Source organism: Stenotrophomonas sp. CS3K5, from assembly GCF_059515225.1.
Map to the genome: position 1 here is coordinate 132812 of NZ_JCAKRX010000005.1, position 19490 is coordinate 152301.

Genomic DNA, 19490 nt, shown 5'->3' on the forward strand with positions numbered 1-19490 from the left:
TGATCATCCCCACACCGTCAGCACCACGTCCCCCGTGGCAGGGTTGCGCTCTACACGGCGCACTAGCACCGCCTTGCCGTCTTCGAGGTCGTATCGTCCGTAGGTGATCCGGCCGATCTGTCCCGGCAGCGGCGCCAGATCCTGATCACCACGCACCGCCAGCTGGTAGAAGTTGCGCTGCACCTGGTACATGCCCAGCACGCGCTCTATCTCCTGCTGCGCGTCGGCCGCGTGCCAGAAGAGCGAGATTATGGGATCAGCAGCCTCTGCCCGCTGGTAGTGGGCGTGCAGCGGACCAGCGCCATACACCTGCCCTCGGTAGAGGCCAGTCAGTTCATCGCGCCGGGGCTGGGGCACATCGACAACGTCGGTGACCAGGTCCGATGCGCCCAGCGCCTGCCCATTGGGTCGGTAGGCCATGCGCCGAGTCAGGTTTGGAGCATCATCGGGCACCATGACCAGATCAGCCGCCAGATCATCCTCCGACAGGTCGAAGGCGAACGCGCCGGCATGGGCCTCGGGTGCGGTCACGCGGACGAAGCGCAGCACTCCAGATGGGTCCTGGTAGCAGCCGGCGCCATAGCTGGGCAGGAGCGCATTCAGCGCAGCGCGACCGGTGATGGCTGTTCCGGCGTAGTAGCCAATGCCCATGTAGCCCGTGGCTTGGTCAATAACCGCGCAGTCGCTGGCCGACCATGCAGCCCGCCCCAGCCGAGTCATCACGTCACCCACTGCCTGCTCCAACCGCGCCGGCATCATGCCCGCGCCGATACTGGATGCGTCAACCACCACCGGCGTCACCGGGGGCGACTTCAGGAGCAGCTGTTGCCCGTCAGGGGCCTCGTTGTAGGTGTTGATCTCCATCAAGTCGCCGCGGTCCAAGACAGCGTTGATGTAGACCCGGCTGTCAGCGACGAACATTGATGTTGCGTCCGAGTTGGCGCCCATGGCCGGGATGCTTGCCACCGCGCCAATCACCACCGGCTGAGGCTTCCACGCCAGTGACGCCACATTCGGAAGGAACACGCCCCGATTGATGGTCTCGTCCAGGTAGTCGTGCGCATCGCGCAGGTGCAGCGTCTTGGTGCCGTCGCCGTTGATCTCGATCTGCTCGATAGCGCACCGGAAGGCCGGGATCGCGTCGGCCCGCATCCCGGTCTCGGGCGCAAGCAGGATCTGCACCGAACTGCCTGAGACGCCAGTGCCTGCCATTGCGTCCAGCAGGCCATCCGCATCGACCACGATGCACTCGGCGGCCGCTGCCTGGGATACCGGATCACCGCCCCATGGCCAGAACGCCAGCTCTTGGATCAGGTTGACGCCCTCGGCCACCAATCCCTCGTAGCGAACGTTCGCCGGGCTGTCGCCGGGCGCCGACAGCCAGTCCACGTCGGCCAGCCGGGTCGGGCTGACGGATGCAGAGGGCAACCGCCAGCCTGCAGCTGCCGCTTCGCTGCGCGGCCCCCACTGCCCTGCGTTGACCGCAAGGCACAGCCCACCAGCCTTGGTGCCGGCAAGCGACGCGGCGAAGAAGAGCGGCCCGGACAGCTGCAGCTCACGCGCAAGGATCTGCGCGCCGTTGAGGTAGAGCCGCAGTTGGCGAGGGGTCGAGAACACGACCTGCAGCCCGACAATGTCGCCGTGGGTCACCGCCGGCAGGCCAGTGGCGATCGCTCCTCCAGCCTGCAGCAGGCGCCCGGCGGCGAGGTCCCAGCCGATGCTGGCGAGATCCGCACCCAGCGCATTATTCAGCGCTGCGGGGCCGGTGGCGAAGCCTACGAGGGCTCCAACAGCGTCATCGCCCCACACCGCGAACTCCACGCCCACCGTCCCGGCATCAAGGCTGAAATCGGAGCGCGCGTGGCTGGCCAGCGTGGTGGGCCCGGTGGTGGCCAGGGTAAGCCCGCCATCTCGCGCAGCGAGTACCGGGCCAATGGGTGTGGCGGCGAACCGCCCGAAGGTGTCGGTCATGGTCATCCCAGTCCGTCGAACCAGTCCTGCGCCTCGTCCTCATCGGACCGTGGCACCAGGGCGTCGAGGTAGTGCTGCAAGGAGCGCTTGTTCCCGCCCTGGCTGTGCGAGGCGGTGATGTATGCGGCGAAGGCAGCGGGCTTGATGTGCAGGCTCACGGGGTCGATGGGGTTCCGTTTGTGGAACTCCCACCATTCCAGGAACTCGCGGCGCGACATGGTGGCCCGCAAGTCCGACACCGGCCGGTGCAGGTGACCGGCGAGGACCTTCCAGAACCAGTCCTCGCCACGCTGCCTTAGCCGTTTCCCGCGTCGGCCTGAGCCTGCGCGGCATCGTCACCGAACCCGGAGTGCTTCATGGCCACGCGCTGCAGCTCAGCGGCCACCAGAGGCTTGAGCTGGGCGGCCTGCGTCACGTTCATGACCGGCTTGCCGTCTTCGTCGCAGATGGTTGCCGCGATCAGCTTGGCGCGGTCGCCCTCGCCCCACAGCTTGCGGAACTCCGCATCCGGCAGCTCGCGCACGTGGAACTGTGCCTTGGCGCCGTTCGGCAGGGTGATCGTATCGGCATGCGCGTCCCTGGACGCGAACATGCCCAGGTCGGTGAACGACTGCAGGATGCTCACGGGCTGCTGCGGCTGGGTTTCGGTGGTTTCGCTGGTCTTGCTCATTGGCCGTTTCCTTGAATGGCGACAGGGCGCGCGGGCCGCGCACGGCTAACGCGCGGAGGATCCGCGCGCCCTGTCAGAGAGATGGCCCGCCGTAGCGGGCCTGGGTGTGCGCCGTTGCCGCAGCCTTACTGCGTCGGGCGGTGCGTGGTGACGGCGCCGGAGCCGCGGATGGTGATCGTCGCCTTCCACACGTCGTTGTCCTGGCTGGTCACCGCGAAGTTCTGCACGAAGCCGTCGAACTGCTTGGACAGCACGGTGTCCGGCGGAGTGATCTTGCCGGCGACGGCGTTCGGCTTGGCCACGCCTTCGGTTTCCGACAGCGGCGCGGTCACCAGCCAGTTCACGACGGCACCGGTCTCGTGCAGCTCCTCCAGCTTCTCGTGGTCGACGCTGTCGTAGATGATCTCGATGCTTGTGCTGCCTGTCTGCTTGCGGCCGGCGACGAACTGGTCCCAGTCGTCGTCGTAGTCGGAGATATCGATCTCCGATGCCTGGCCATCGGGGAAGCCGACCGAACGCAGTCGGGTCACCTTGATGACCTCGGCCGCGGCGATGGCGACGAACAGCTGCGAGTGCTTCGACTTGATTACCTGTCCCATAGGGTTTTCCTTGCGTTGCGCCCGTCGCCGGGCATGAAAAAGGCCCCTTGCGGGGCCGGTGGGTTGCCGTTGTGTGGATCAGCGCAGCTGCAGGAGCCGCACGTCGAATGAAATGCCTACCGCATCCGTGCCGTCGCTGTCGGGGGTCGGGTTGTACGACTCGATGCTGCCCACGCGCTCCACCACATCGCGGATAGCGACGGCAACGCCGTTGGCTTGGCTCATGACCCCACCCCATACGGTCATGCGGACCCGCCAGCCGTCCGCCGGCGGCGGATCGGACAGCATCGCGGTTGGCGAGCCGTTGACCACCTCCCACGTCGCGTAGGGGAGCGGCGTGTTCTGAGGCGCGCTCCCCAAGAACAGACGGACCGGGTCGCCGAGCACTTGCCGGATGGTTGCGTCGTCTTCCAGCAGGGATTGGATCAGGGGAACCATCATTTCCAGCCATCCTTCTTCAGCTGCTTATCGAGCGCCGCCCAAGTCTCATTGATGATTACCTGCGCCGCCTCCGGCCCCTTGGCCTCGCCCGCTGGTGTGAGAAAGGGCGAAGCCCGCATCTTCTTGGTGCCGAACTCCACGAACCGCCAGTAGTAGGCCCAGCCCGCCTCTTCGTAGAGCTTCCCAACGCGACCACGGCGCCGGTTGCGCTTGGTGTTGGCGTACTTGCGGCGGCGTCCCGTCTTTACGCCTACGGTGAAGTACTCACCGCCTTGGCCTACAGCTGCGTGCTGTCGGCTCCTGGCGTTGGCCCGGCGGGTGACGATCTGCGAGGCCAGGAACCCCGATTCTTTCGGTGCGCGGCGCCTGGCGTCGTCCCGGATGACATTGCCGCCCTTGCGCATGCCGGCCTGGACCGCCCTCCCGTGGATGGCCTTCGAGGCCTCCCGCAGCGAGCGCAACAGGCCATCCAAACCCTGAATTGACACTTGCTCAGCCATTGCTCAACCCCGCTACGGCAATGATCGCGATCTCGCTACGGTCGTTGCTGGGTGCGATGCTCTTGATATCGAAGGAGCGGCCACGAAACACGATCCGCCACTGAGGATCAAGGTCACGTGGGCGGATATCGAACCGAACCTGCTCCCGGTAGCGTTCGGCACCGGCGGCGACCGCTTCCGTCGTTGCCGCAAGATTGTTGGTGGTCTTGGCCCACACGCTCACAACCTCGACCCACCCCGGCTTACCTGGGCCGCCCAGAGGGTCGCGCCCATCTGCTTTGCGCTCGAATCGGATACGGTGCTGCAGGTCGCCATCTAGAAGCGTCATGGCATCATCACCCTTCGGTATGGACGCAGAAGACTCTTGGCGCCGTTGGGAAGCTCTACCGCCTGAGCACCTACAATCACGTCCGTGCGGTTCGCGTAGAGATGACCGAGCGTCAGCAGGATGGCAGAGAAGATGCTGGGATTCGCAACAACGCCGTGGATGCAGGCATCCGCCTCTGCCGTCGCTTCGCGGTGGGCAACGCCTGCCAGTCGTATCGCGGCAGTGCGCTCGTCTCCATCCTCAATGAACATCGCGTCTGCCAGCGCCTGGCTTTTTGCAAGCGCAGCGGCCTTCATCGCAGCTGTGTAGCTGCTCCTTGCCAAAGCCAGCGCGGCGGCGTCTTGGTAGATCCGTCGATTGAGGTATCCCTGTGCAGCATCCTGCGCGCCGGCAATAGCTTCCTGCAGCTGCTCCTCGGGGTAGTCCGCCTCAACCCGCACATGCGAGCGGGCTTGTGCGAGTGAGACGATAGGCATATCAGTCCTTCTTCCCTTCAGCCAGTGCGGCGGCCAGCTTCTCGGCGCCCCAGCGCTTGTCGAATGGGATGCCAGCGGCTTCCAGCTGCGCAATCAATGCGGGCTTATCGCCAGCAGCGACCTGGCCCTGATCGTCATCGCCAGACAGCTTGTCGACGGTTTCGGCGATCAGCGCCTCGCGTGCACTGTCCTCGAGCGCATTCCAGTCCCCCACCGACAGACCCGAGGCTGCGTGTGCGCGGCCAACCACGTCGCCCAACGACAGGACACTGCCATCGGAAAGCTCGAAGCTCTCCGGCTGGACACTGGACCCCACCAGGAACGGGGTCGGTGTATCGGCCATCAGGCTGAGCGCACCGACAGAGAGTGCGCCGGCCTCCAGCTCGGGCGGGCAGTCATCGCCGGCAACGAATTGGACGGGATAGATCTCGCCTTCCGGCACACCACGGAAGGGCTTGATGAACTTTGCCATTGCGGCTCCTCGATCACAGGTTGGATGCCGGGCGGCACGAGGCCGCCCGACGGGTGGGTGATCAGGCCGAAGCCGCGATCTTGAGGGCGCGCATCGGCTCCGGGTTGTGCACACCGCCGCCCACGCGCTTGGTGGTGTAGAACATCACGTAGGGCTTGTTGGTGTACGGGTCGCGCAGCACGCGTACACCCTTGCGGTCGTACACGGTGTAGGTCTGCTTGAAGTCACCGAAAAGCGCGGCGATGGAGTTGGCCGCCACGTCCGGGATCGCGGCTACGTCCTGCACAGCGAAGCCCGCCAGGGTCGACGGCTGACCGGCCACCAGCGACGGCTGCCACAGATAGTTGCCCTGCGCATCCTTCAGCTTGCGGACGACGCCCTGGGTCTTCCGGTTCAGCGCAAACTTGGCGCCCGCGGTGAATGCCGATGGCAGGTCATAGACCATATCCAGAATGCTGTCACCGTTGATGCCGGCCGCCACCCCGCTGTTCACGACCTTGATCGCACCGAACGGATGCTTCGCGGCATTGGCGCCACCGTCCACGTAGGTCAGGATGCCGAACGGCTTGTTGACGCCGTTGCCGGAGAAGAACGCATCGCCCTCCTGCTTGGCGAACTCCAGCTCGACCTCGCCGGCCAGCCATGCCTCCAGGTCAATCTCGGCATCGTCCAGCAGCTGCTGGGTCGCCGCCGGATTGGCGTAGATCTCGCCCCAACCGAAGCTGAGCGGACGCAGCTTCGCTGTTGCGGTCTCCGGGCGGGGATCTTCTTCGCCCACCCAGCCCGACGAAGTGCCGCCGGTGTTGTAGAGCTTGGTCAGGCCCGCCCCGGAGCACGGCTGCACATTGGCCAGCTGGCGCATGTCCGAGACGATGACCAGACGGTCGGTGATCGAGCGGTCCCATTCGACCGGTGCCAGATAGCCGCCCTCATCCGCTGCGCCCTTGTTGAGGGCCGCCTGCACTTCACCCTTGCGGAAGTGTGCACGGAACGAATCGGTGTACTCGGCGTCGGCCACGCCGCTGCCGGCGCTGCCGCCGCCCATCTGGAACGCGGCCATCTGGGTGTTGGCCTGGTCGACCGCGGCCTGCAACCGGGTGATATCGGCGTTGATGTTGTCGACCTTCAGGGCCTGCAGTGCATCGCCGCTGCCCTTCTTGATCTCTTCCAGCTGCTTGGTGTGCTCGGCCTTGAACTCGGCAAACGCCTTGTTCAGCGACTCCACCAGCGCTTTCACGTCGGGCTGGCTGCCGCCATCGGCGTGCACGGAAACGAGGCCGCGCGGGACGCGGCCGTGGGTCATCTTGGTCATGTGTTGGCCTCTTAGGCTTTGATGTTGTCGAGAAGGCCCTGCAGCAGGGCCGAGGTTTCGTTGCCGCCAGCGCTCGGCGTAGCGGACCCGGCAGCGCTCGGCTTGCCGTTGAACAGCGATTTCAGGGTGTCGCGTCGCATGGATCGGGAGTGGCCTGCCTTGGCCATCGCCGCCTCGACCAAGGCCAGAGCCTTGCGACCACCCGATGCCTGCTTGGCATCCTTCGTGGCTGCAGCTCCGTCCAGCAGGCCATCGGCAAAGCCGTCCTCCACCGCCTGAGCCGCGCCGATCCAGGTCTCTTCGTCCATCATCCGGGCCGCCTCGGCCTCGGTGACGCCCGAGCGGGCCGCGTAGACCTTTGCCATGGCCGTGTCGAAGGGCTCCAGCAGCCTTGCCGCGTCGGCCATATCGTGCCGATTGCCGATGGCCACCGCCCAAGCGTTGTGGATCATCAGGAACGATCCGTCGCCCATCAGGATCTCGTCGCCCGCCATCGCGATCACGGACGCCGCCGACGCGGCCAAGCCCATGACTTGGACAGTCACCTTGCCCTGGTGCTGGCGCAGCAGGTTGTAGATCGCGACACCTTCGAAGAAGTCACCACCGGGCGAGTTGATATTCACCACCACGTCTTTCTCGCCGATGGCGCGAAGGGCGGCGCTGATCCGCTTGGCGGTGACGCCGGTTCCCTCCCAGTTTTCGCCGATGGAGTCATAGATCGAGATGCTGTTCGCGTCGTTGCCAGCGGCGCGGACTTCGGGCTCCCAGCGATCAAGAGCGTCGGGGCGCATGTCGAACTGGGCGGCGCCGAGCCGTCGCTCGGCACAGATCTCAGGCAGCTGCCGAAGGCTCATTGCTCTTTCCCTTCTGTGTCATGGGGTTGATCAGGTCGTTGGCCCCGGGCTGATCCGATTCGGGGTAATCCAGCAGGTCGCGGACCTCGTTCTGCGTATGGAACGGCGCTGTACCACCCGAGCCAAGGGCGGCCTTGAAGAAGTCGGCCTGATCCTTGAGCGTGCCGCGCATCAGCGCCCGCACGTTGAACTTGGGCTGGTAGCGCTCCAGGTCCCGCTCATCGATCAGTGATCGCGCGACCGCCTGCTCCCAGTTGGTGAAGTGCTCCAGCATCGTGTACTGCAGGAAGAAGATGCCCAGCTGCTCGATGCCGGTGCCCCAGCTGGTATCGCTCAGGAACAGCAGCGGGCGGGGAACACCGTAGAGCCTGGCCACCTCCTCCACCTGTGCGCTCCGGTTCTCGACATGCTGGGCCTCTTGGGCGGTGCTGCCGAACTTGTTGGCCTTGGCGTTCTCCTCCAGCAGCATCCAGCGCTGCGCCGCGGCTGCGCCCGCATATTCGGTGTCGAGGGACGTGCGCATGCGCTCGTAGGCCACGTCGCTAAGCGCATTGGGCACCTCGATGGCGCCACCGGCCATGTTGCCGGTCTCAAAGATCCGGCTGGCTGCCTGTTCCGCATCCAGCGCCAGGCGGATAGCCCGATCTGCCAGCTTCATCCTGGACAGGCTCGTCACACCGTCCACGGATAGGTCGCGGATGTGCAGCACTTCCTCCTGCTTGAGAATGACCTCTCCACGCTTCTTACTGTTGAACCGATAGAGCATGCGCCAGTCGTCGCCAAGCTCAGCCCTCACCGCTAGGGAATCCAGCGGGATCAGGTGGATTGGCCGACCTGCTGACCACACGATCCGCGCGTAGGCGTCCCCGTGCCGCTGCCGGGTCAGCTCCATCTGCCGCTTGAACTCCAGCGGCGTCTGCCATGGATTCGGCTTGATCTTCAGCAGACGATGCGCGGGATGCTCGTCGGCTATCCGCTTCTTCCTGCCCGACTCGACCAGGTTCAGGGGCAGCATGCCGATGGTTCCGCAGATCAGGGACAGGCAGCGGAGTACCGCCATATTGCGCAGCTGGTAGCCACCGCCGCCGTGCCCACCTTGCGATCGAATGAACTCCAATAGTGCCGGGTCGTCCATTCCAGTGAACTGGCCAGCTTGGGCCCGCGCAGCTTGTGGCGCAGGCGAATCGAGGACCGGCGGAGGGTTCCAGTACCGGTCCAGAGACGCCAGATCTTCGGCATTGAAACGAGACATGAGGTTCCTTATAGGAATCGGATGCCGTGGCTCTCGTAAACGGAGGTGCCGCGAGCAGTGGGATTGAGTGCCATCAACGAAACCGCGTTGAACAGCGCCATCAGCGGATCGATCTTTGCCGTTCCGCTGACCTGCTTGGTAATCGTGATGGCGTTACCGGCTGGAACCACCTTCGCATTGCCTACCGACCACGCCATCAGGGGTTGCCCGGCGTGGACCAGATCGCCACCGGCCAATGCGCGTTCGGTCGTCTTGATGGCGCCATTGAGCTTCCAGCCTTGGGAGACGGCCACGATCTGCTTGAGATCGATGCCTCGAGCCTCGGTGGTCAGCTCATCGACAATCGCCCCGATTCCTGCCGGGTCCACTCCGATGCCGTTCTCTTCAGGCAGCAGTCCCGCCTGCTTGATCCGGCAGATGGCATCGGCCACCTGATCCACATCCTGCCCAGGCAGCTTGACGATGGTGAGGTCACCTGCCCGCTCGAACTCACGAAGCTTGGTGACGATTTCCTTGCGCCGCTCCAGCACGATCTCGTGCGCCCAAGCGTGAACCCAGGCCAGCCACTTGCGTGTTTCCCGTTCACGCCCTACCGCTGCCAAGCCCAGCAGATCGTCCAGCCCACCACCATCGATCCCGGTGGTGATCACCTCGCAACGCTGCAGAAGATCATCCAGCGTCGCCACAAGCTCCGGACGGGCTTGCTGTTCCCAGAAGTCGGCGCCCGCCCAGCGATCCGAGCGCAAATTGAGCCCGACTTCGACATTTGCATGCTTGGCCAGAAAGCCCCTTAGCGAATGCTCGCCAGCCTGTTCGGCCTTCTCGTATTCCCGTCGCAGGAACTCCGAGTCCACCGACACCCCGAAGTTGGGATTGACCAGCGGCATGTTCTCCAGCTTCAGGTGATCGCCAGCGGCAACCATCTCAGGTGGGTGCTCATAGAGAACCGGCAACGACTGAGGGTCCACGATCTTGCCATCACGCACGTCCCGCATGCGCTGCAGGTCCTGCTTGAACACACCCGCCGGCGGCTCATCGGACTGGGTGGTCAGCTTGATGACGATCCCTTCCGGGCGCGACGCCAGGCCACCGACCGCTTCGCGGAACATCGCCTCGGCATTGGGACGCTTGCCGAACAGCCACTCCTCATCGATCAGAACCCAGCTGGCTTTCTTGCCACCGACTGTTTCGCTATCGGCCGCGACCACCTTCAAGGTGGCCCCCATCGTCCGATGGGTGATGGTGCGTACATGGTCCTGCACGTGGAACAGTTCGGACAGGTCGTCATCGACCTTGATCATGTCCCTGGCCGGCGCGAACGCGTTGTTGGCGATCTCCACGGTCGGCGCCAGGATGATCATCTCCGCTGACACACGCCAGTTCAGGATCAGGGCAGTCACCATGATCCCGGCTGCCAGCGTGGACTTGCTGTTCTTCTTCGGGATCAGCATCAGCACCTCACGAATCAGCCGTCGGCCGGTCTCCGCGTCGTAGGCGCCAAAGATGGCCGCCACAAAGTCGAACACCCATGGCTCGCAGGCTTCCCCAAAGGTCGGGCTACCTGGTGCATCCACGATCCGCAGCTGCTTGAAGACCTGCAGTGCCTCTTCCGCCTGACTTGGGTAGATCGGCGGCGGGATGATGCTCTTTCCCGCACGCAAGCGATCCACCCAGTCCAGGCAGGCAGTTGTGTATGCGATTCCCATCTCAGTTCATCCGAGGGCGGGGCGGAGCGGACGGGGCGAAGCGACCGGCCACGGCCTGGGCCTTCTGCTGCCGCTCCTCCTTCTTGCCGCCCTCGCCCTTCTTGGCGTGGGTGTAGGGCAACGCCGCCGAGGCCGCTTTCACCTGCAGTGCAGTCGCGACCACGCGCCCCAGCGCAATGTCCTGGAGAAGGGTCAGCATGTCCTTGTCCTCTTGCTCAACCGGCACTGACTTAGTGCGCTTGAGAGCGCCACCACCGGGTTGGGCTTCCAGAGAGACCTTCACCGCCGAGGCCTTGGTATTTGCTGATTCCTTCGCGGGAACCGGAACCGGTTGCTTGGGCTTTCGACCGGCGCCAGGCCTTGCGCCGCCTGCGTTCTTGCGCGGGCCGCCGCTCTTGCCTTTGACGCCTGCCATTTGCTGATTTCCTTTCCTGAGGGGAATTTTTTCCGTGCGTGGGAGGGTGCGCGGTCTAGGTCCGAATCGGCTCCATACTTTTGACACCCCCTCCGTACGCTGGCGCCGCGAGTCTGTGGAACACTGGCCGACTGTCTCTTGGTCAGGCTGGTTTCACGCTCATGAAATGGAGCGCTCAAGCCTCTGCTTGGCGCTGTCGTGGCAGGGCTTGCAGAGCGGCTGATGGTTCTTCGGATTCCAGAACAGGCGGTGATCACCCCGATGCGGCGTGATGTGATCTACGACCGACGCCGCCACTACCAGGCCCAGCGCCCCACACATAACGCACAGTGGATGCGCCTCAAGAAAGCGCGCTCGATATTTTTGCCACCGGTATCCGTAGCCACGCTTGGTGCTACTCGTCTCCGTGCCACGCCAGCTTCCTGGCGTCACACTCTTGAGCCGTGGAGATATCCCGCCGACGCGCGGAGGGACCGTGCGAAGGCGCGCCATCAGTAGGGCTTCCCGTCCATGTCGACTCGCTCCGGCTCGGCACCTTCGTCCTGCACAGGTGCACCGGCCTCCTCGCCCAGCAGCTGCGCCACCGCCTGCACCAGCAGGCCCACATGCATGGCCAGCTCGGCGATCTGCTTGCCCTGCTGTTCGATGATCCCGACCAGTCGGTCGATGCGACTGTCGGTGCTGCCCTCAATCAGCGCCGCCAGGGCAGCGACAGCAGCAGCGCGCGCCACCTCTTCAATCCGTGCAGCGTCCATCACCTACCCTCGTCGTTCGCAGCACCAGGCCGCGGCGTTTCCACCATTCGACCCGCTCCCAGTCCGGTTCCATGCCCGTGGCCTGGGCAAACCACACCACCGCAGCCAGATACCACCGAAGCCACCACCGCATGCGTATCGACGCCCGCACTGTCGCAGTCATCAGAATTCCTCCACTGCCCAGCCGCCGCCATCCCGTTTCGGCTTGGCCTTCACCGCAATGAAGCGGAATGGGTACATGGCTGCGGCAATCTTGATCTTGGCCCTGGCATCGTCCTGCCAGTGCCCTTTCACCTCGTGGCACTCCATGACGCCGTCGGCAGCCATGACTGCAAAGTCCGGGGTGTAGACGTGTTGTCCGCCAGGCGCAGCTTCATGCCCTCGAACCGGTGCCATAGGACCTTACCCACGGCCTGCAGCGCGCGCAGGTGCTCGGCATACGCTGCCTCTGTCCTGTTCATCTCCCCGGTCTTCAGGCGGCCAAGGGCCAGCATCCGGCGGTTCATTCCGTCACCGTTTGCCGGTCGGCCGCGATTACTGCTTGGCTGGCGTGGACGTGGTCGTCGGCGTCGCGGCCGATTTGAACAGCAGCTCCCGCAACCTCTGCTCGTAGTTCGGCGTGCGCATCACGTTCGACGGCGCCGGCGACGGCTTGGGACAGGAGGCTGGTGCTGCAGGTGGCGAGGTCGTCGCGCAGCTGGAGACGACCAGCGCGCAGGTCAGCCACAACAGCAGCAGGGAGGGTCGCGGCCGCAGTGCGGTCTTCTTCATGCTTTGCTCCAATGGTGGCCAGTGTCTCGGCCTGGGCGTGCTCGATGGCACGGGTCCGGTTGACCTGCTGCACCTGAGCGGATCTGGTGCTGGCCTGCTGACGAGCTTCGGCGCCCTCAGCGCGATCATCGCGCCAGGCCCAGCCAACGCCGACCATGGCACCGGACCACAGGACGAAAGCGGCGCCTGCGATGACTAAGCGGTTCACTCCGATCCTCCTGCCCTGATCGTGTCGCTGTCCGGATCGAACGGCGGTGGCTCCAACCCCGCCGCACGCATCAGCCCTTCGAGGCGGTAGATGTGGCGAATGAGCCGAAGCTCCCTGGCTTCCATGCGGCCAACCCGTTCGCCCAGCCGGGTCACTTCCTCGCGCATCAGCTGGATCACGTTGACCTCGGCCCCTTCCCTGGCTGTCTCTACGAACTGTTTGCGCCACCACAGCGCTACACCGCCGGCACCTACCATCAGGCCGCCAACCGCCGTGCCAATGGCCTGCCAGTCCACGTCGACCCCGATCATGGCGCCACCGTCCCGCCGGCCTTGCGGTACACGGCCAACTGGTCGGCAAGCTTCTGTTCGTGCTGGCCGTAGCCCGCGCCGGGCAGGCTCGCCCAGATCTTGCTGACGGCCTTGATAGCCTCCTCGATCTTGCCTGCCTGGATCAGCGGTAGCGCGCGGCGCTCTCGGATCTGCTGCAGCGCAATCAGGTCCTGGCTCAGCGGCGAGAAGTCCTTCAGGCCCAGCGTCTTCTTGTACGCGTCGAAGTAGCGGCGCAGCAGCTGGTAGCGGCCGGCGGCGGTGGACTGGATCCCGAGCTTGGGCAGGTCCACCAGCACACGCGGATGGTCCGCATAGCTCTTGAACAACTGGCCACCGACGATCACGTCATAGCCGCTGTCCTTGGTGGCCTGCTTGCCGTTATCCGTGCCTTCGGACCATGCCAGCATGTCGAGGAAGGCCACGACGTTCACGCCGCCAGCCTGTTGGGGAGTGATTTGCGCCATGACGTCTCCGTAAAAGAAAAGCCCCTGGCTTTCGCCAGGGGCTTCTATGTCATCGTGCCCTAAGAATGCCGCTATAGGTGTACACCTGTCAATAGGCAATAATTCCGAAATACATGGGGGGCACATGGATTCAGAGAACGCATGGTCAGTGATGACCTCACTGCTATCGGGCATCACGGTTTTGCTGGACTTTTTGAAGTCAGCGCTAGGCTCTTTGGCTTGGCCAGCGACCGTCATGACAGGCATGTGGCTCTTCCGAAAGGACATCGTATTGCTTCTTTCGAAGATCGCTGCAATCAAAGCGGGAGGCTTCGAGGCGTCGTTCGCGCATCAGATGCAAACGATGGAGCCTCTTGATACGGTCGAGCCGTCGCCTGCCGACGAATCCAATGCAGACACGGTCGAAGCGGCACACGCTGAACAGGCAAAAAGCAACGGGGAGGACGCGGAGAGTTCAGTCCGCCCCCCAGACCTATCACCGGACATTGATTTGGAACTGCGGCGTGCTACCGAATCGCTGCTTGAGCGCACGTTCCTTCGCCGCCGCGCGAGGGATTCGAGCGCGCTTGATTCGCTTTCGCCCCTGGCCAGACGCGACTTCAGGGAGGCTCGACTGGTTGCATCGAATTCTCCCAGCGCAGCGGTTCTCCTCGCTTGGCGAGCCGTCGATGGCATTCTTAGGGACATCGGCTTGTGCTTGGAGCTCGAAGAAGCCGTTTTTCCACGCGCAACCACTCCCTACTCACCGCGAGGGGTTATGAGAAGCCTCTACCGGAACGAGCACATTGATTCAGATGTCTTTGATCGTTACCACGACCTAGTCAAGCTTCGTAATGAAGTCGCCAATGCACAGAACTTTGCGCCAAAGCCAGATGACGTTGAAGAGTACATAGACCGGGCTCAAGAGCTCGGAGTTACACTAAGCAACGTTCTAAAGAAAATCGAACAGAGAACTACGCGGCAAGTGCCAAGCCCTCAAGGCGACCTCGCACTCTCTGATGGCCGAGCTCCACAAGAATGAAGTACTGACGCGCTGACACAGGTGCAACACCACAGTTCGCCATGAGCAAGTTCGCAATTTCGAAACGCTCTACCTTCTTTCGCCCTTTTCCACAGTGGTAGCCGCGAAGCGCGCAGACTATAGCGACATTGTCTATGGCGATACTTCGCACGATGTCCTCAATCGCCTGAGCTCTTTTATCCGAATTGATCGGCTTGTAGCCCTGCGCGTTGCTTGGCATGTCCCCTTTGTTCTCAATCAGGACCGCTAGTAGGTTCTTCGTTGAATATCCCAAATAGTCGCAATCCCTGTGCAGGGCATATTCCCTACCCCAGTGTTCCATCTCTGCACGTACATACGCACCAAACGTGTCAATCTGCATCCGATTGCCCCCATGCGACCACCAGGCGCTGCACTTGTCCACCGCGTGCCTCGAACTGCTCCACTGTCTCGGCCGGGCCGTCAGCGACCGCACGCGCCCTGACTCGCTTTGGCCGGGATATCGTGTTGTGGTCCATCCGCCGCTCGCGGGGCGCACGCTGGGGATTGATCCTCGGCACCATGGCCTTCGTCTTCTTCATGCTGCCGCCCTCAGTTCGTTGATGTAGGTCTGCTGTGCGATCAGGTCGTCGTCGGACCCGAACGCCTCGTGGAATCTCTTTGACCAGTGCAGAGGTGGGCCCCAGCGGGCCACCATTTGCTTTTGCGTCATGTGTTCGGTTCGGTAGCGCTGGTGATGCCACTGGCACAACGCGTAGCCGAAGAAATGGCCGCGCCGGATATTTCCCGACTTGGCGTGGTTGTATTCGCAGCCGTAGATCACGTGCTTCTTCGCCATCAGTCCCTGCGCGTAGCGAACGAGGCATGCCATGCACGGCCCGGTCTTCGCCAGTTCGATGCGTGCTGCCTCCGCCTCGGTCGGCGGCGGTGCGTTCGACCACATCAGCGCAGCTCCGGGATCGGGCCGGCATAGCGAGTGATAGGGATCCGCCGCATGCCGTCGCGCCAGACAGTCATCCCGCGCGTCGCGTAGACCACCAGCGGCTTGATCCCGTAACCGTAGGCCAGATACCAACCCGCCTCCGCAACCGGCTCGCTCACAAGGCGCACTTCGAAGTTGAAGTGATCTGGGCTCATGCCGCCTTGCCCTCCAGCAGCGCCACGATCTCGGCCAGGCGCGCACGGGTGCGGTCATCCGCTGTCGGCGATGCCTCAACCGTTCCGGCCAGCAGCGCTACCGGATTGAACGCCGGAGTAGCTGGCGGCAGTCCCAGGTAATCGGCCACCTGCGCCTCCAGCAGTTGGCCCGCAGCCACTGCTTCTCGCAGGATGCTATCCCGGCCGGACACGTCACCGCCAAGGGACAGCTGGTAGGTGGCGATCCGGTGCGCAGCGCGTGCCTCCTTCACCAACCGGGTGTAGACCTCCAGGAATGCCGGCCGAGCCGCGATCTTGTCGCCCGCCTGCACCAGCGGCAGGGCGGCGGCCCAGGCATTGCGCGTCTCCTCTGTCCAGACCACAGTTGCGCCTTCGTCGGCGGCGCGGATCGCGTTGGCCCATGCCTCGTTCGGCGCCGGGTGGCCGTCCTCGATGCGTTCGAGGATCGAGGCCAACGACAGCCGCGCCTTCAGTTCCCGTCGGCACGAAGCCAGCGCGCGCTCCAGCATCGGGAGTGGGTACTGCGCCAGGTCCGAAACCATGTAGGCGGCGGCGTTCGGGCTGAGCTGGTCGCCAATCACCTCGGCGGTGGCTACCAGCAGATCGACCAGCCGATCCTGCTCCTGATCACCCAGCATGTGCCGCCCTCCGCTGTGCCAGTAGAGCCTTGGCTGCGTCGGCCGCGCCAAGGTTCGTCTGCGTCTTGTCCGTCTGTCGGGCGGCTTCCTCGGTCACCTGCCGACCGGTGGCCCACTGCGTGCGGTATGCCTCGCACTTCGTCAGCAGCGCGCCCAGGTCGTGCATGTTCTGCACCACATAGCGCTCGTTGACGGTCAGGAACCACGCGGCGACCAGCGGCGCCTCGGTGTGTCCGAGTCGCTGCACAATCTGCCGGACGTTGCTGTTCACCTTTGCGTTGCGGACAGGCGCCACCCCGTGGCGGGTGCGGTAAGCGCTGGCGTACGCCGCCCAGGTAGCGCGGCACGCGGCCTGCAGGTCGGTCTCGGAATCCACCGCCAGCGGCGCGGCCGGCAGGCCCGCCGGAAATGACGGTTCTCCTGACGGTTCATTGAGGGTTATATGACGGTTAGGCGGCACGGGGCGCACCCCTAGACCTGCGCCCGGTGCATCCCCTCCTGCATGGGGCGCATCCCCTCCTGCAGCGGGCGCACCCCCTGCATGGGGCGCAGCCCCTGCGCCCGGTGCAGTACCTGCCTTTCCAGCCTTACGGCCAGCCTTCGACGGCGCGGCGGCCTTGTCGAAGTTGGCCGGAGTGACCTTGTAGACCGTGCTGCTGTTGAAGCGGCGGTCACGGGTCAGCAGACCGACGTCCTCCAGATGATCCATTGCCGTACGCACAGCGCGCGCAGACATACAGCAGCGCGCGGCGATGGTGCCCACCGCCGGCCAGCACACGCCGTCGTCGTTCGCCTGATCAGCCAACGAGATCAGCACCGCCTTCTGCGTGACGCTCAGGCCCTGCAGCGGCCAGCACTGCGACATGATGATGGTCGACATTTCAGAGCCCCAGCGTCAGGTTCTCGCCCGGCGCAACCGGCCACCAGGTGCATGCGGGCTTGCCGGTGGTTGCGCAAGGCGCGATGGGGCCGCGCCAAATGCGTCCCTCGCGGGCCAGCTCAGGCAGTCGGCGACCCAACATGTGGCGGTCAAGGCCAGTCAGTGTCGACAGGTGCAGGCTGCTCTGGCTAGGATGGCGGATCACCGCAGCCTCGGTCATGGCGTGCTGCACACGAAGTGCACCGCTTTCAGCAAGGGCGCCGGCGGCGATGTGACTGGACTGCGGATCAGTGGGGCGGGCCGGATGGTTCATTGGCGCGCCCTCCCCTTTGCCGCAGCGCGCGACACGTTGCGGATGAGGCGGTGGGCCATCGTGATCAGCGAGTTGGCCTCTTCCACCATCAGGCGTGCTTCGTCGCTGTCGATCTGGCGATCAGCAATCGCATCCACCGCAGTGCCCGACAGGCGCCCTACCCGCGTGGTGATTTCCAAGAGCTTCGTCTGGATGGCGCCAATTTCATCTGACCAACCACCCTCGGGCGGCGGCGGGACCGTGGCGACGGCCATGCCGAACTGCCCGGCCAGCGCCTGCATCCAGTCGAGGGCGTAGTCGTTGCCGCCGGCCTTCTCCTGCATCCACTCGGTCAGCAGTTCGGCAATTTCCAGCGTGACCGATTCACCCTCCAGCCCGCGCAACTTCGCGCGCAGCGTTTCAGGGTGCATGGACTTGCCGCGACGGTCGGCCAGGAAAGCGGCTGCGTCCACGACACCGCCGGGCGTTTTGCGCACGGAGTTGTAGAGAACGTCGAGCCAGTTGAGGGGTGAGGTGCGGCAGGTCATCGGGTCACCTTGGGAGGGACGGCTTTTCAGGGTTTCGGGCTGGGCCCGCGCGGCGCACGATGGGCGCCATGGACAAAGACAGATCAGGGACGAAGGCGAGGGATGGCCTTTCAGGCGGTGTCGACCGGGGCGATGCGGCCGGCGTCGGGATCGTCGTTTGCGGGCGCAGCAGCTGGCTGATGCGCAGCGCCGAGCAGGCGCTGGATCTGCGGCAATGCGGGCAGGACGCCCTCTTCCGGCCAAGCCTCTACTTCCTCGACGGGAAGCTGCAGCAGGGTGGCGAGGTGCTTGTCGCTGGCCATACCAAGCTTGGCGCGCAGCGCGCGCTTGCTCATACGGCTATCGATTTCTGCACGCAGCTGCGCGACTGCCTCGGTTTGAGATTCCGCAGGATCTGGTCCAAAAACGTCTGGGCGGAGCTGGTGGCGGGAGACGCCGGTGGCCAGCTCGATTGCGATGCAACGTTCTGCGGGAACGCGACAGCGGTCATACCAGCCGGATACCGACGGCGGTTTGATGCCGAGAAGCTGAGCAAGAGCCTGCTGGCTCCCTGCCGACTGAACTGCTCTATCTAGGGCTGACATGTTCATGGCATCCATTAGTCCACAGCTAACACCTTATTGCAAGCTGGCAGCTGCACGAATTGGATTAGTTACCAGCTAACCTGCCGCGATGGACATTCGAGAGATCCGCAGCCGCAACTTTCGCCACCTGATCGAGGCCCTTGAACTGAAGGGGATCAAGGGACGCCGAGACCAAGGCGCCCAACTGGGCGGGTTCTTGTCCGCGTCCTATGTCTCCCAGCTTCTAGGCGGGAAGTACATCGGCGACGACGTGGCCAAGAAGATCAGCATCGCATTGGGGAAGGACCACGGCTGGATGGACCGGCCCCAGTGGAGTGGAGACGGAGAGGTTTCTGTCTCACCAATCCCGGAGAATGAGACGCCTCCCGGCTATGTTCGCTTCGACTTGTTTGAAGGGGGTGCAGGGATGGGGGCAGGGATGGTCAACCAGGACTACCCAGAGGTGGTGAAGACCATCGAGGTCGCAGAATGGGAAGTCCGCAGGAAGCTCGGTTACCTACCTAAGCCAGGCAGGATCCAGATCATCACCGGCCGCGGGCCGTCCATGAAGCCAAAGCTCGAGGACGGCGACATTGTCTGGATCGACACCAGCTGCGACTACTTCGACGGTGACGACTACTACCTGATCAACATCGGCGGCGAGACGCAGATCAAGATGCTGCAGAAGCGCGGCGACGGTCTCTACGTCGTGAGCGTCAACACCGACTTCCCGGCATATAGGCCAGACCCTGGCGATGTGAGCATCCTGGGTAAGGCGCTTATCCATGCAGGCCTTCGAAAATTCTAGATAGAACCCGACCCGTAAAAATGAAAAAGCCCCACTGCAAAGTGGGGCTTTTTCTGATAAGCGCTTATCTAGATTAC

Annotated in this window: 30 protein-coding genes; 2 read left to right on the plus strand and 28 right to left on the minus strand. The window is 64.0% G+C overall.

Annotated features, from left to right (window positions below; genetic code table 11):
- Nucleotides 1-3 precede the first annotated feature (3 nt).
- The 20 genes from AC5YGJ_RS09600 to AC5YGJ_RS09695 form a co-directional block, all read right to left on the minus strand.
- Nucleotides 4-1971, minus strand: coding sequence for an SPRY domain-containing protein (locus tag AC5YGJ_RS09600; RefSeq protein WP_496186382.1), 1968 nt, complete (start codon nt 1969-1971; stop codon nt 4-6).
- Between the two features lie 2 nt (nt 1972-1973).
- Nucleotides 1974-2189: a hypothetical protein gene (locus tag AC5YGJ_RS09605; RefSeq protein ID WP_496186383.1), complete on the minus strand. Its 216-nt coding sequence runs from the start codon at nt 2187-2189 to the stop codon at nt 1974-1976.
- A gap of 77 nt (nt 2190-2266) precedes the next feature.
- Nucleotides 2267-2641: a hypothetical protein gene (locus AC5YGJ_RS09610; protein WP_496186384.1), complete on the minus strand. Its 375-nt coding sequence runs from the start codon at nt 2639-2641 to the stop codon at nt 2267-2269.
- 125 nt (nt 2642-2766) lie between these two features.
- Nucleotides 2767-3240, minus strand: a complete 474-nt coding sequence (locus AC5YGJ_RS09615; RefSeq protein WP_496186385.1) for a phage tail tube protein — start codon at nt 3238-3240, stop codon at nt 2767-2769.
- A 78-nt stretch (nt 3241-3318) separates the two neighbouring features.
- Nucleotides 3319-3681 carry a tail completion protein gp17 gene (gene gp17, locus AC5YGJ_RS09620; protein ID WP_496186386.1) on the minus strand — a complete coding sequence of 121 codons (363 nt, stop codon included), beginning with the start codon at nt 3679-3681 and terminating at the stop codon, nt 3319-3321.
- Nucleotides 3678-4181: an HK97-gp10 family putative phage morphogenesis protein gene (locus AC5YGJ_RS09625; protein WP_496186387.1), complete on the minus strand. Its 504-nt coding sequence runs from the start codon at nt 4179-4181 to the stop codon at nt 3678-3680. Before AC5YGJ_RS09625 ends, gp17 begins: the two co-directional genes overlap by 4 nt.
- Nucleotides 4174-4509 (minus strand): phage head closure protein, encoded by a 336-nt coding sequence (locus AC5YGJ_RS09630; RefSeq protein ID WP_496186388.1) that lies wholly within the window; start codon nt 4507-4509, stop codon nt 4174-4176. Before AC5YGJ_RS09630 ends, AC5YGJ_RS09625 begins: the two co-directional genes overlap by 8 nt.
- Complete coding sequence (locus AC5YGJ_RS09635) at nt 4506-4985, minus strand: head-tail connector protein (RefSeq protein ID WP_409460991.1); 480 nt, start codon at nt 4983-4985, stop codon at nt 4506-4508. Before AC5YGJ_RS09635 ends, AC5YGJ_RS09630 begins: the two co-directional genes overlap by 4 nt.
- 1 nt (nt 4986) lies before the next feature.
- Entirely contained in the window at nt 4987-5457 is a 471-nt protein-coding gene (locus tag AC5YGJ_RS09640) for a hypothetical protein (RefSeq protein WP_496186389.1), read from the minus strand.
- Nucleotides 5458-5518: 61 nt separating this feature from the next.
- Entirely contained in the window at nt 5519-6769 is a 1251-nt protein-coding gene (locus tag AC5YGJ_RS09645; RefSeq protein ID WP_496186390.1) for a phage major capsid protein, read from the minus strand.
- Between the two features lie 11 nt (nt 6770-6780).
- A complete protein-coding gene (locus tag AC5YGJ_RS09650) occupies nt 6781-7623 on the minus strand; it encodes a head maturation protease, ClpP-related (RefSeq protein WP_496186391.1) in 843 nt (280 codons plus the stop codon).
- Nucleotides 7601-8875: a phage portal protein gene (locus tag AC5YGJ_RS09655; RefSeq protein ID WP_496186392.1), complete on the minus strand. Its 1275-nt coding sequence runs from the start codon at nt 8873-8875 to the stop codon at nt 7601-7603. The genes AC5YGJ_RS09650 and AC5YGJ_RS09655 overlap by 23 nt, the downstream gene beginning before the upstream one ends.
- 8 nt (nt 8876-8883) lie before the next feature.
- Nucleotides 8884-10581, minus strand: coding sequence for a terminase large subunit (locus AC5YGJ_RS09660; RefSeq protein ID WP_496186393.1), 1698 nt, complete (start codon nt 10579-10581; stop codon nt 8884-8886).
- Between the two features lies 1 nt (nt 10582).
- Nucleotides 10583-10996: a hypothetical protein gene (locus AC5YGJ_RS09665; RefSeq protein ID WP_496186394.1), complete on the minus strand. Its 414-nt coding sequence runs from the start codon at nt 10994-10996 to the stop codon at nt 10583-10585.
- A gap of 159 nt (nt 10997-11155) precedes the next feature.
- On the minus strand, nt 11156-11488 hold the full coding sequence (locus AC5YGJ_RS09670; protein ID WP_496186395.1) for an HNH endonuclease signature motif containing protein: 333 nt from the start codon (nt 11486-11488) through the stop codon (nt 11156-11158).
- A complete protein-coding gene (locus tag AC5YGJ_RS09675) occupies nt 11488-11751 on the minus strand; it encodes a hypothetical protein (protein WP_496186396.1) in 264 nt (87 codons plus the stop codon). Before AC5YGJ_RS09675 ends, AC5YGJ_RS09670 begins: the two co-directional genes overlap by 1 nt.
- A gap of 162 nt (nt 11752-11913) precedes the next feature.
- A complete protein-coding gene (locus AC5YGJ_RS09680) occupies nt 11914-12078 on the minus strand; it encodes a hypothetical protein (RefSeq protein WP_496186397.1) in 165 nt (54 codons plus the stop codon).
- 175 nt (nt 12079-12253) lie between these two features.
- On the minus strand, nt 12254-12730 hold the full coding sequence (locus AC5YGJ_RS09685; RefSeq protein WP_496186398.1) for a lysis system spanin subunit: 477 nt from the start codon (nt 12728-12730) through the stop codon (nt 12254-12256).
- Nucleotides 12727-13041: a hypothetical protein gene (locus tag AC5YGJ_RS09690; RefSeq protein WP_032129818.1), complete on the minus strand. Its 315-nt coding sequence runs from the start codon at nt 13039-13041 to the stop codon at nt 12727-12729. The genes AC5YGJ_RS09685 and AC5YGJ_RS09690 overlap by 4 nt, the downstream gene beginning before the upstream one ends.
- Nucleotides 13038-13526: a glycoside hydrolase family 24 protein gene (locus tag AC5YGJ_RS09695; protein ID WP_496186399.1), complete on the minus strand. Its 489-nt coding sequence runs from the start codon at nt 13524-13526 to the stop codon at nt 13038-13040. Before AC5YGJ_RS09695 ends, AC5YGJ_RS09690 begins: the two co-directional genes overlap by 4 nt.
- Before the next feature lie 124 nt (nt 13527-13650).
- On the opposite strand from AC5YGJ_RS09695, the gene AC5YGJ_RS09700 reads away from it, so the two are divergent.
- Nucleotides 13651-14547 (plus strand): hypothetical protein, encoded by an 897-nt coding sequence (locus tag AC5YGJ_RS09700; RefSeq protein WP_496186400.1) that lies wholly within the window; start codon nt 13651-13653, stop codon nt 14545-14547.
- Nucleotides 14548-14897: 350 nt separating this feature from the next.
- Here AC5YGJ_RS09700 and AC5YGJ_RS09705 read toward each other — a convergent pair whose 3' ends face one another.
- The 8 genes from AC5YGJ_RS09705 to AC5YGJ_RS09740 all read right to left on the minus strand — a co-directional run bounded on the left by AC5YGJ_RS09705 (nt 14898) and on the right by AC5YGJ_RS09740 (nt 18641).
- Nucleotides 14898-15107 (minus strand): hypothetical protein, encoded by a 210-nt coding sequence (locus tag AC5YGJ_RS09705; RefSeq protein ID WP_496186401.1) that lies wholly within the window; start codon nt 15105-15107, stop codon nt 14898-14900.
- Nucleotides 15104-15469 (minus strand): Ref family recombination enhancement nuclease, encoded by a 366-nt coding sequence (locus AC5YGJ_RS09710; RefSeq protein ID WP_262091485.1) that lies wholly within the window; start codon nt 15467-15469, stop codon nt 15104-15106. The genes AC5YGJ_RS09705 and AC5YGJ_RS09710 overlap by 4 nt, the downstream gene beginning before the upstream one ends.
- Nucleotides 15469-15663 carry a hypothetical protein gene (locus AC5YGJ_RS09715; protein ID WP_496186402.1) on the minus strand — a complete coding sequence of 65 codons (195 nt, stop codon included), beginning with the start codon at nt 15661-15663 and terminating at the stop codon, nt 15469-15471. Before AC5YGJ_RS09715 ends, AC5YGJ_RS09710 begins: the two co-directional genes overlap by 1 nt.
- Nucleotides 15660-16322: a hypothetical protein gene (locus tag AC5YGJ_RS09720; RefSeq protein ID WP_496186403.1), complete on the minus strand. Its 663-nt coding sequence runs from the start codon at nt 16320-16322 to the stop codon at nt 15660-15662. The genes AC5YGJ_RS09715 and AC5YGJ_RS09720 overlap by 4 nt, the downstream gene beginning before the upstream one ends.
- Entirely contained in the window at nt 16312-17202 is an 891-nt protein-coding gene (locus tag AC5YGJ_RS09725) for a helix-turn-helix domain-containing protein (RefSeq protein ID WP_496186404.1), read from the minus strand. Before AC5YGJ_RS09725 ends, AC5YGJ_RS09720 begins: the two co-directional genes overlap by 11 nt.
- Before the next feature lies 1 nt (nt 17203).
- Nucleotides 17204-17515 carry a winged helix-turn-helix domain-containing protein gene (locus AC5YGJ_RS09730; RefSeq protein WP_496186405.1) on the minus strand — a complete coding sequence of 104 codons (312 nt, stop codon included), beginning with the start codon at nt 17513-17515 and terminating at the stop codon, nt 17204-17206.
- Nucleotides 17512-18042: a phage regulatory CII family protein gene (locus AC5YGJ_RS09735; protein WP_496186406.1), complete on the minus strand. Its 531-nt coding sequence runs from the start codon at nt 18040-18042 to the stop codon at nt 17512-17514. The genes AC5YGJ_RS09730 and AC5YGJ_RS09735 overlap by 4 nt, the downstream gene beginning before the upstream one ends.
- Before the next feature lie 110 nt (nt 18043-18152).
- The gene (locus AC5YGJ_RS09740; RefSeq protein ID WP_496186407.1) at nt 18153-18641 is read right to left on the minus strand and encodes a transcriptional regulator; all 489 of its coding nucleotides are present in this window, start codon (nt 18639-18641) and stop codon (nt 18153-18155) included.
- A 73-nt stretch (nt 18642-18714) separates the two neighbouring features.
- Here AC5YGJ_RS09740 and AC5YGJ_RS09745 point away from each other — a divergent pair, with 73 nt between their 5' ends.
- Entirely contained in the window at nt 18715-19413 is a 699-nt protein-coding gene (locus tag AC5YGJ_RS09745; RefSeq protein WP_496186408.1) for a S24 family peptidase, read from the plus strand.
- Nucleotides 19414-19490 lie beyond the last annotated feature (77 nt).

Coding starts and splice junctions, on each gene's coding strand:
- AC5YGJ_RS09600 (WP_496186382.1), bottom strand. CDS start 1,971: ATGACCGACACCTTCGGGCGGTTCGCCGCCACACCCATTGGCCCGGTA.
- AC5YGJ_RS09605 (WP_496186383.1), bottom strand. CDS start 2,189: ATGTCGCGCCGCGAGTTCCTGGAATGGTGGGAGTTCCACAAACGGAAC.
- AC5YGJ_RS09610 (WP_496186384.1), bottom strand. CDS start 2,641: ATGAGCAAGACCAGCGAAACCACCGAAACCCAGCCGCAGCAGCCCGTG.
- AC5YGJ_RS09615 (WP_496186385.1), bottom strand. CDS start 3,240: ATGGGACAGGTAATCAAGTCGAAGCACTCGCAGCTGTTCGTCGCCATC.
- gp17 (WP_496186386.1), bottom strand. CDS start 3,681: ATGATGGTTCCCCTGATCCAATCCCTGCTGGAAGACGACGCAACCATC.
- AC5YGJ_RS09625 (WP_496186387.1), bottom strand. CDS start 4,181: ATGGCTGAGCAAGTGTCAATTCAGGGTTTGGATGGCCTGTTGCGCTCG.
- AC5YGJ_RS09630 (WP_496186388.1), bottom strand. CDS start 4,509: ATGACGCTTCTAGATGGCGACCTGCAGCACCGTATCCGATTCGAGCGC.
- AC5YGJ_RS09635 (WP_409460991.1), bottom strand. CDS start 4,985: ATGCCTATCGTCTCACTCGCACAAGCCCGCTCGCATGTGCGGGTTGAG.
- AC5YGJ_RS09640 (WP_496186389.1), bottom strand. CDS start 5,457: ATGGCAAAGTTCATCAAGCCCTTCCGTGGTGTGCCGGAAGGCGAGATC.
- AC5YGJ_RS09645 (WP_496186390.1), bottom strand. CDS start 6,769: ATGACCAAGATGACCCACGGCCGCGTCCCGCGCGGCCTCGTTTCCGTG.
- AC5YGJ_RS09650 (WP_496186391.1), bottom strand. CDS start 7,623: ATGAGCCTTCGGCAGCTGCCTGAGATCTGTGCCGAGCGACGGCTCGGC.
- AC5YGJ_RS09655 (WP_496186392.1), bottom strand. CDS start 8,875: ATGTCTCGTTTCAATGCCGAAGATCTGGCGTCTCTGGACCGGTACTGG.
- AC5YGJ_RS09660 (WP_496186393.1), bottom strand. CDS start 10,581: ATGGGAATCGCATACACAACTGCCTGCCTGGACTGGGTGGATCGCTTG.
- AC5YGJ_RS09665 (WP_496186394.1), bottom strand. CDS start 10,996: ATGGCAGGCGTCAAAGGCAAGAGCGGCGGCCCGCGCAAGAACGCAGGC.
- AC5YGJ_RS09670 (WP_496186395.1), bottom strand. CDS start 11,488: ATGGCGCGCCTTCGCACGGTCCCTCCGCGCGTCGGCGGGATATCTCCA.
- AC5YGJ_RS09675 (WP_496186396.1), bottom strand. CDS start 11,751: ATGGACGCTGCACGGATTGAAGAGGTGGCGCGCGCTGCTGCTGTCGCT.
- AC5YGJ_RS09680 (WP_496186397.1), bottom strand. CDS start 12,078: ATGGCTGCCGACGGCGTCATGGAGTGCCACGAGGTGAAAGGGCACTGG.
- AC5YGJ_RS09690 (WP_032129818.1), bottom strand. CDS start 13,041: ATGATCGGGGTCGACGTGGACTGGCAGGCCATTGGCACGGCGGTTGGC.
- AC5YGJ_RS09695 (WP_496186399.1), bottom strand. CDS start 13,526: ATGGCGCAAATCACTCCCCAACAGGCTGGCGGCGTGAACGTCGTGGCC.
- AC5YGJ_RS09700 (WP_496186400.1), top strand. CDS start 13,651: ATGGATTCAGAGAACGCATGGTCAGTGATGACCTCACTGCTATCGGGC.
- AC5YGJ_RS09705 (WP_496186401.1), bottom strand. CDS start 15,107: ATGAAGAAGACGAAGGCCATGGTGCCGAGGATCAATCCCCAGCGTGCG.
- AC5YGJ_RS09710 (WP_262091485.1), bottom strand. CDS start 15,469: ATGTGGTCGAACGCACCGCCGCCGACCGAGGCGGAGGCAGCACGCATC.
- AC5YGJ_RS09715 (WP_496186402.1), bottom strand. CDS start 15,663: ATGAGCCCAGATCACTTCAACTTCGAAGTGCGCCTTGTGAGCGAGCCG.
- AC5YGJ_RS09720 (WP_496186403.1), bottom strand. CDS start 16,322: ATGCTGGGTGATCAGGAGCAGGATCGGCTGGTCGATCTGCTGGTAGCC.
- AC5YGJ_RS09725 (WP_496186404.1), bottom strand. CDS start 17,202: ATGTCGACCATCATCATGTCGCAGTGCTGGCCGCTGCAGGGCCTGAGC.
- AC5YGJ_RS09730 (WP_496186405.1), bottom strand. CDS start 17,515: ATGAACCATCCGGCCCGCCCCACTGATCCGCAGTCCAGTCACATCGCC.
- AC5YGJ_RS09735 (WP_496186406.1), bottom strand. CDS start 18,042: ATGACCTGCCGCACCTCACCCCTCAACTGGCTCGACGTTCTCTACAAC.
- AC5YGJ_RS09740 (WP_496186407.1), bottom strand. CDS start 18,641: ATGGATGCCATGAACATGTCAGCCCTAGATAGAGCAGTTCAGTCGGCA.
- AC5YGJ_RS09745 (WP_496186408.1), top strand. CDS start 18,715: ATGGACATTCGAGAGATCCGCAGCCGCAACTTTCGCCACCTGATCGAG.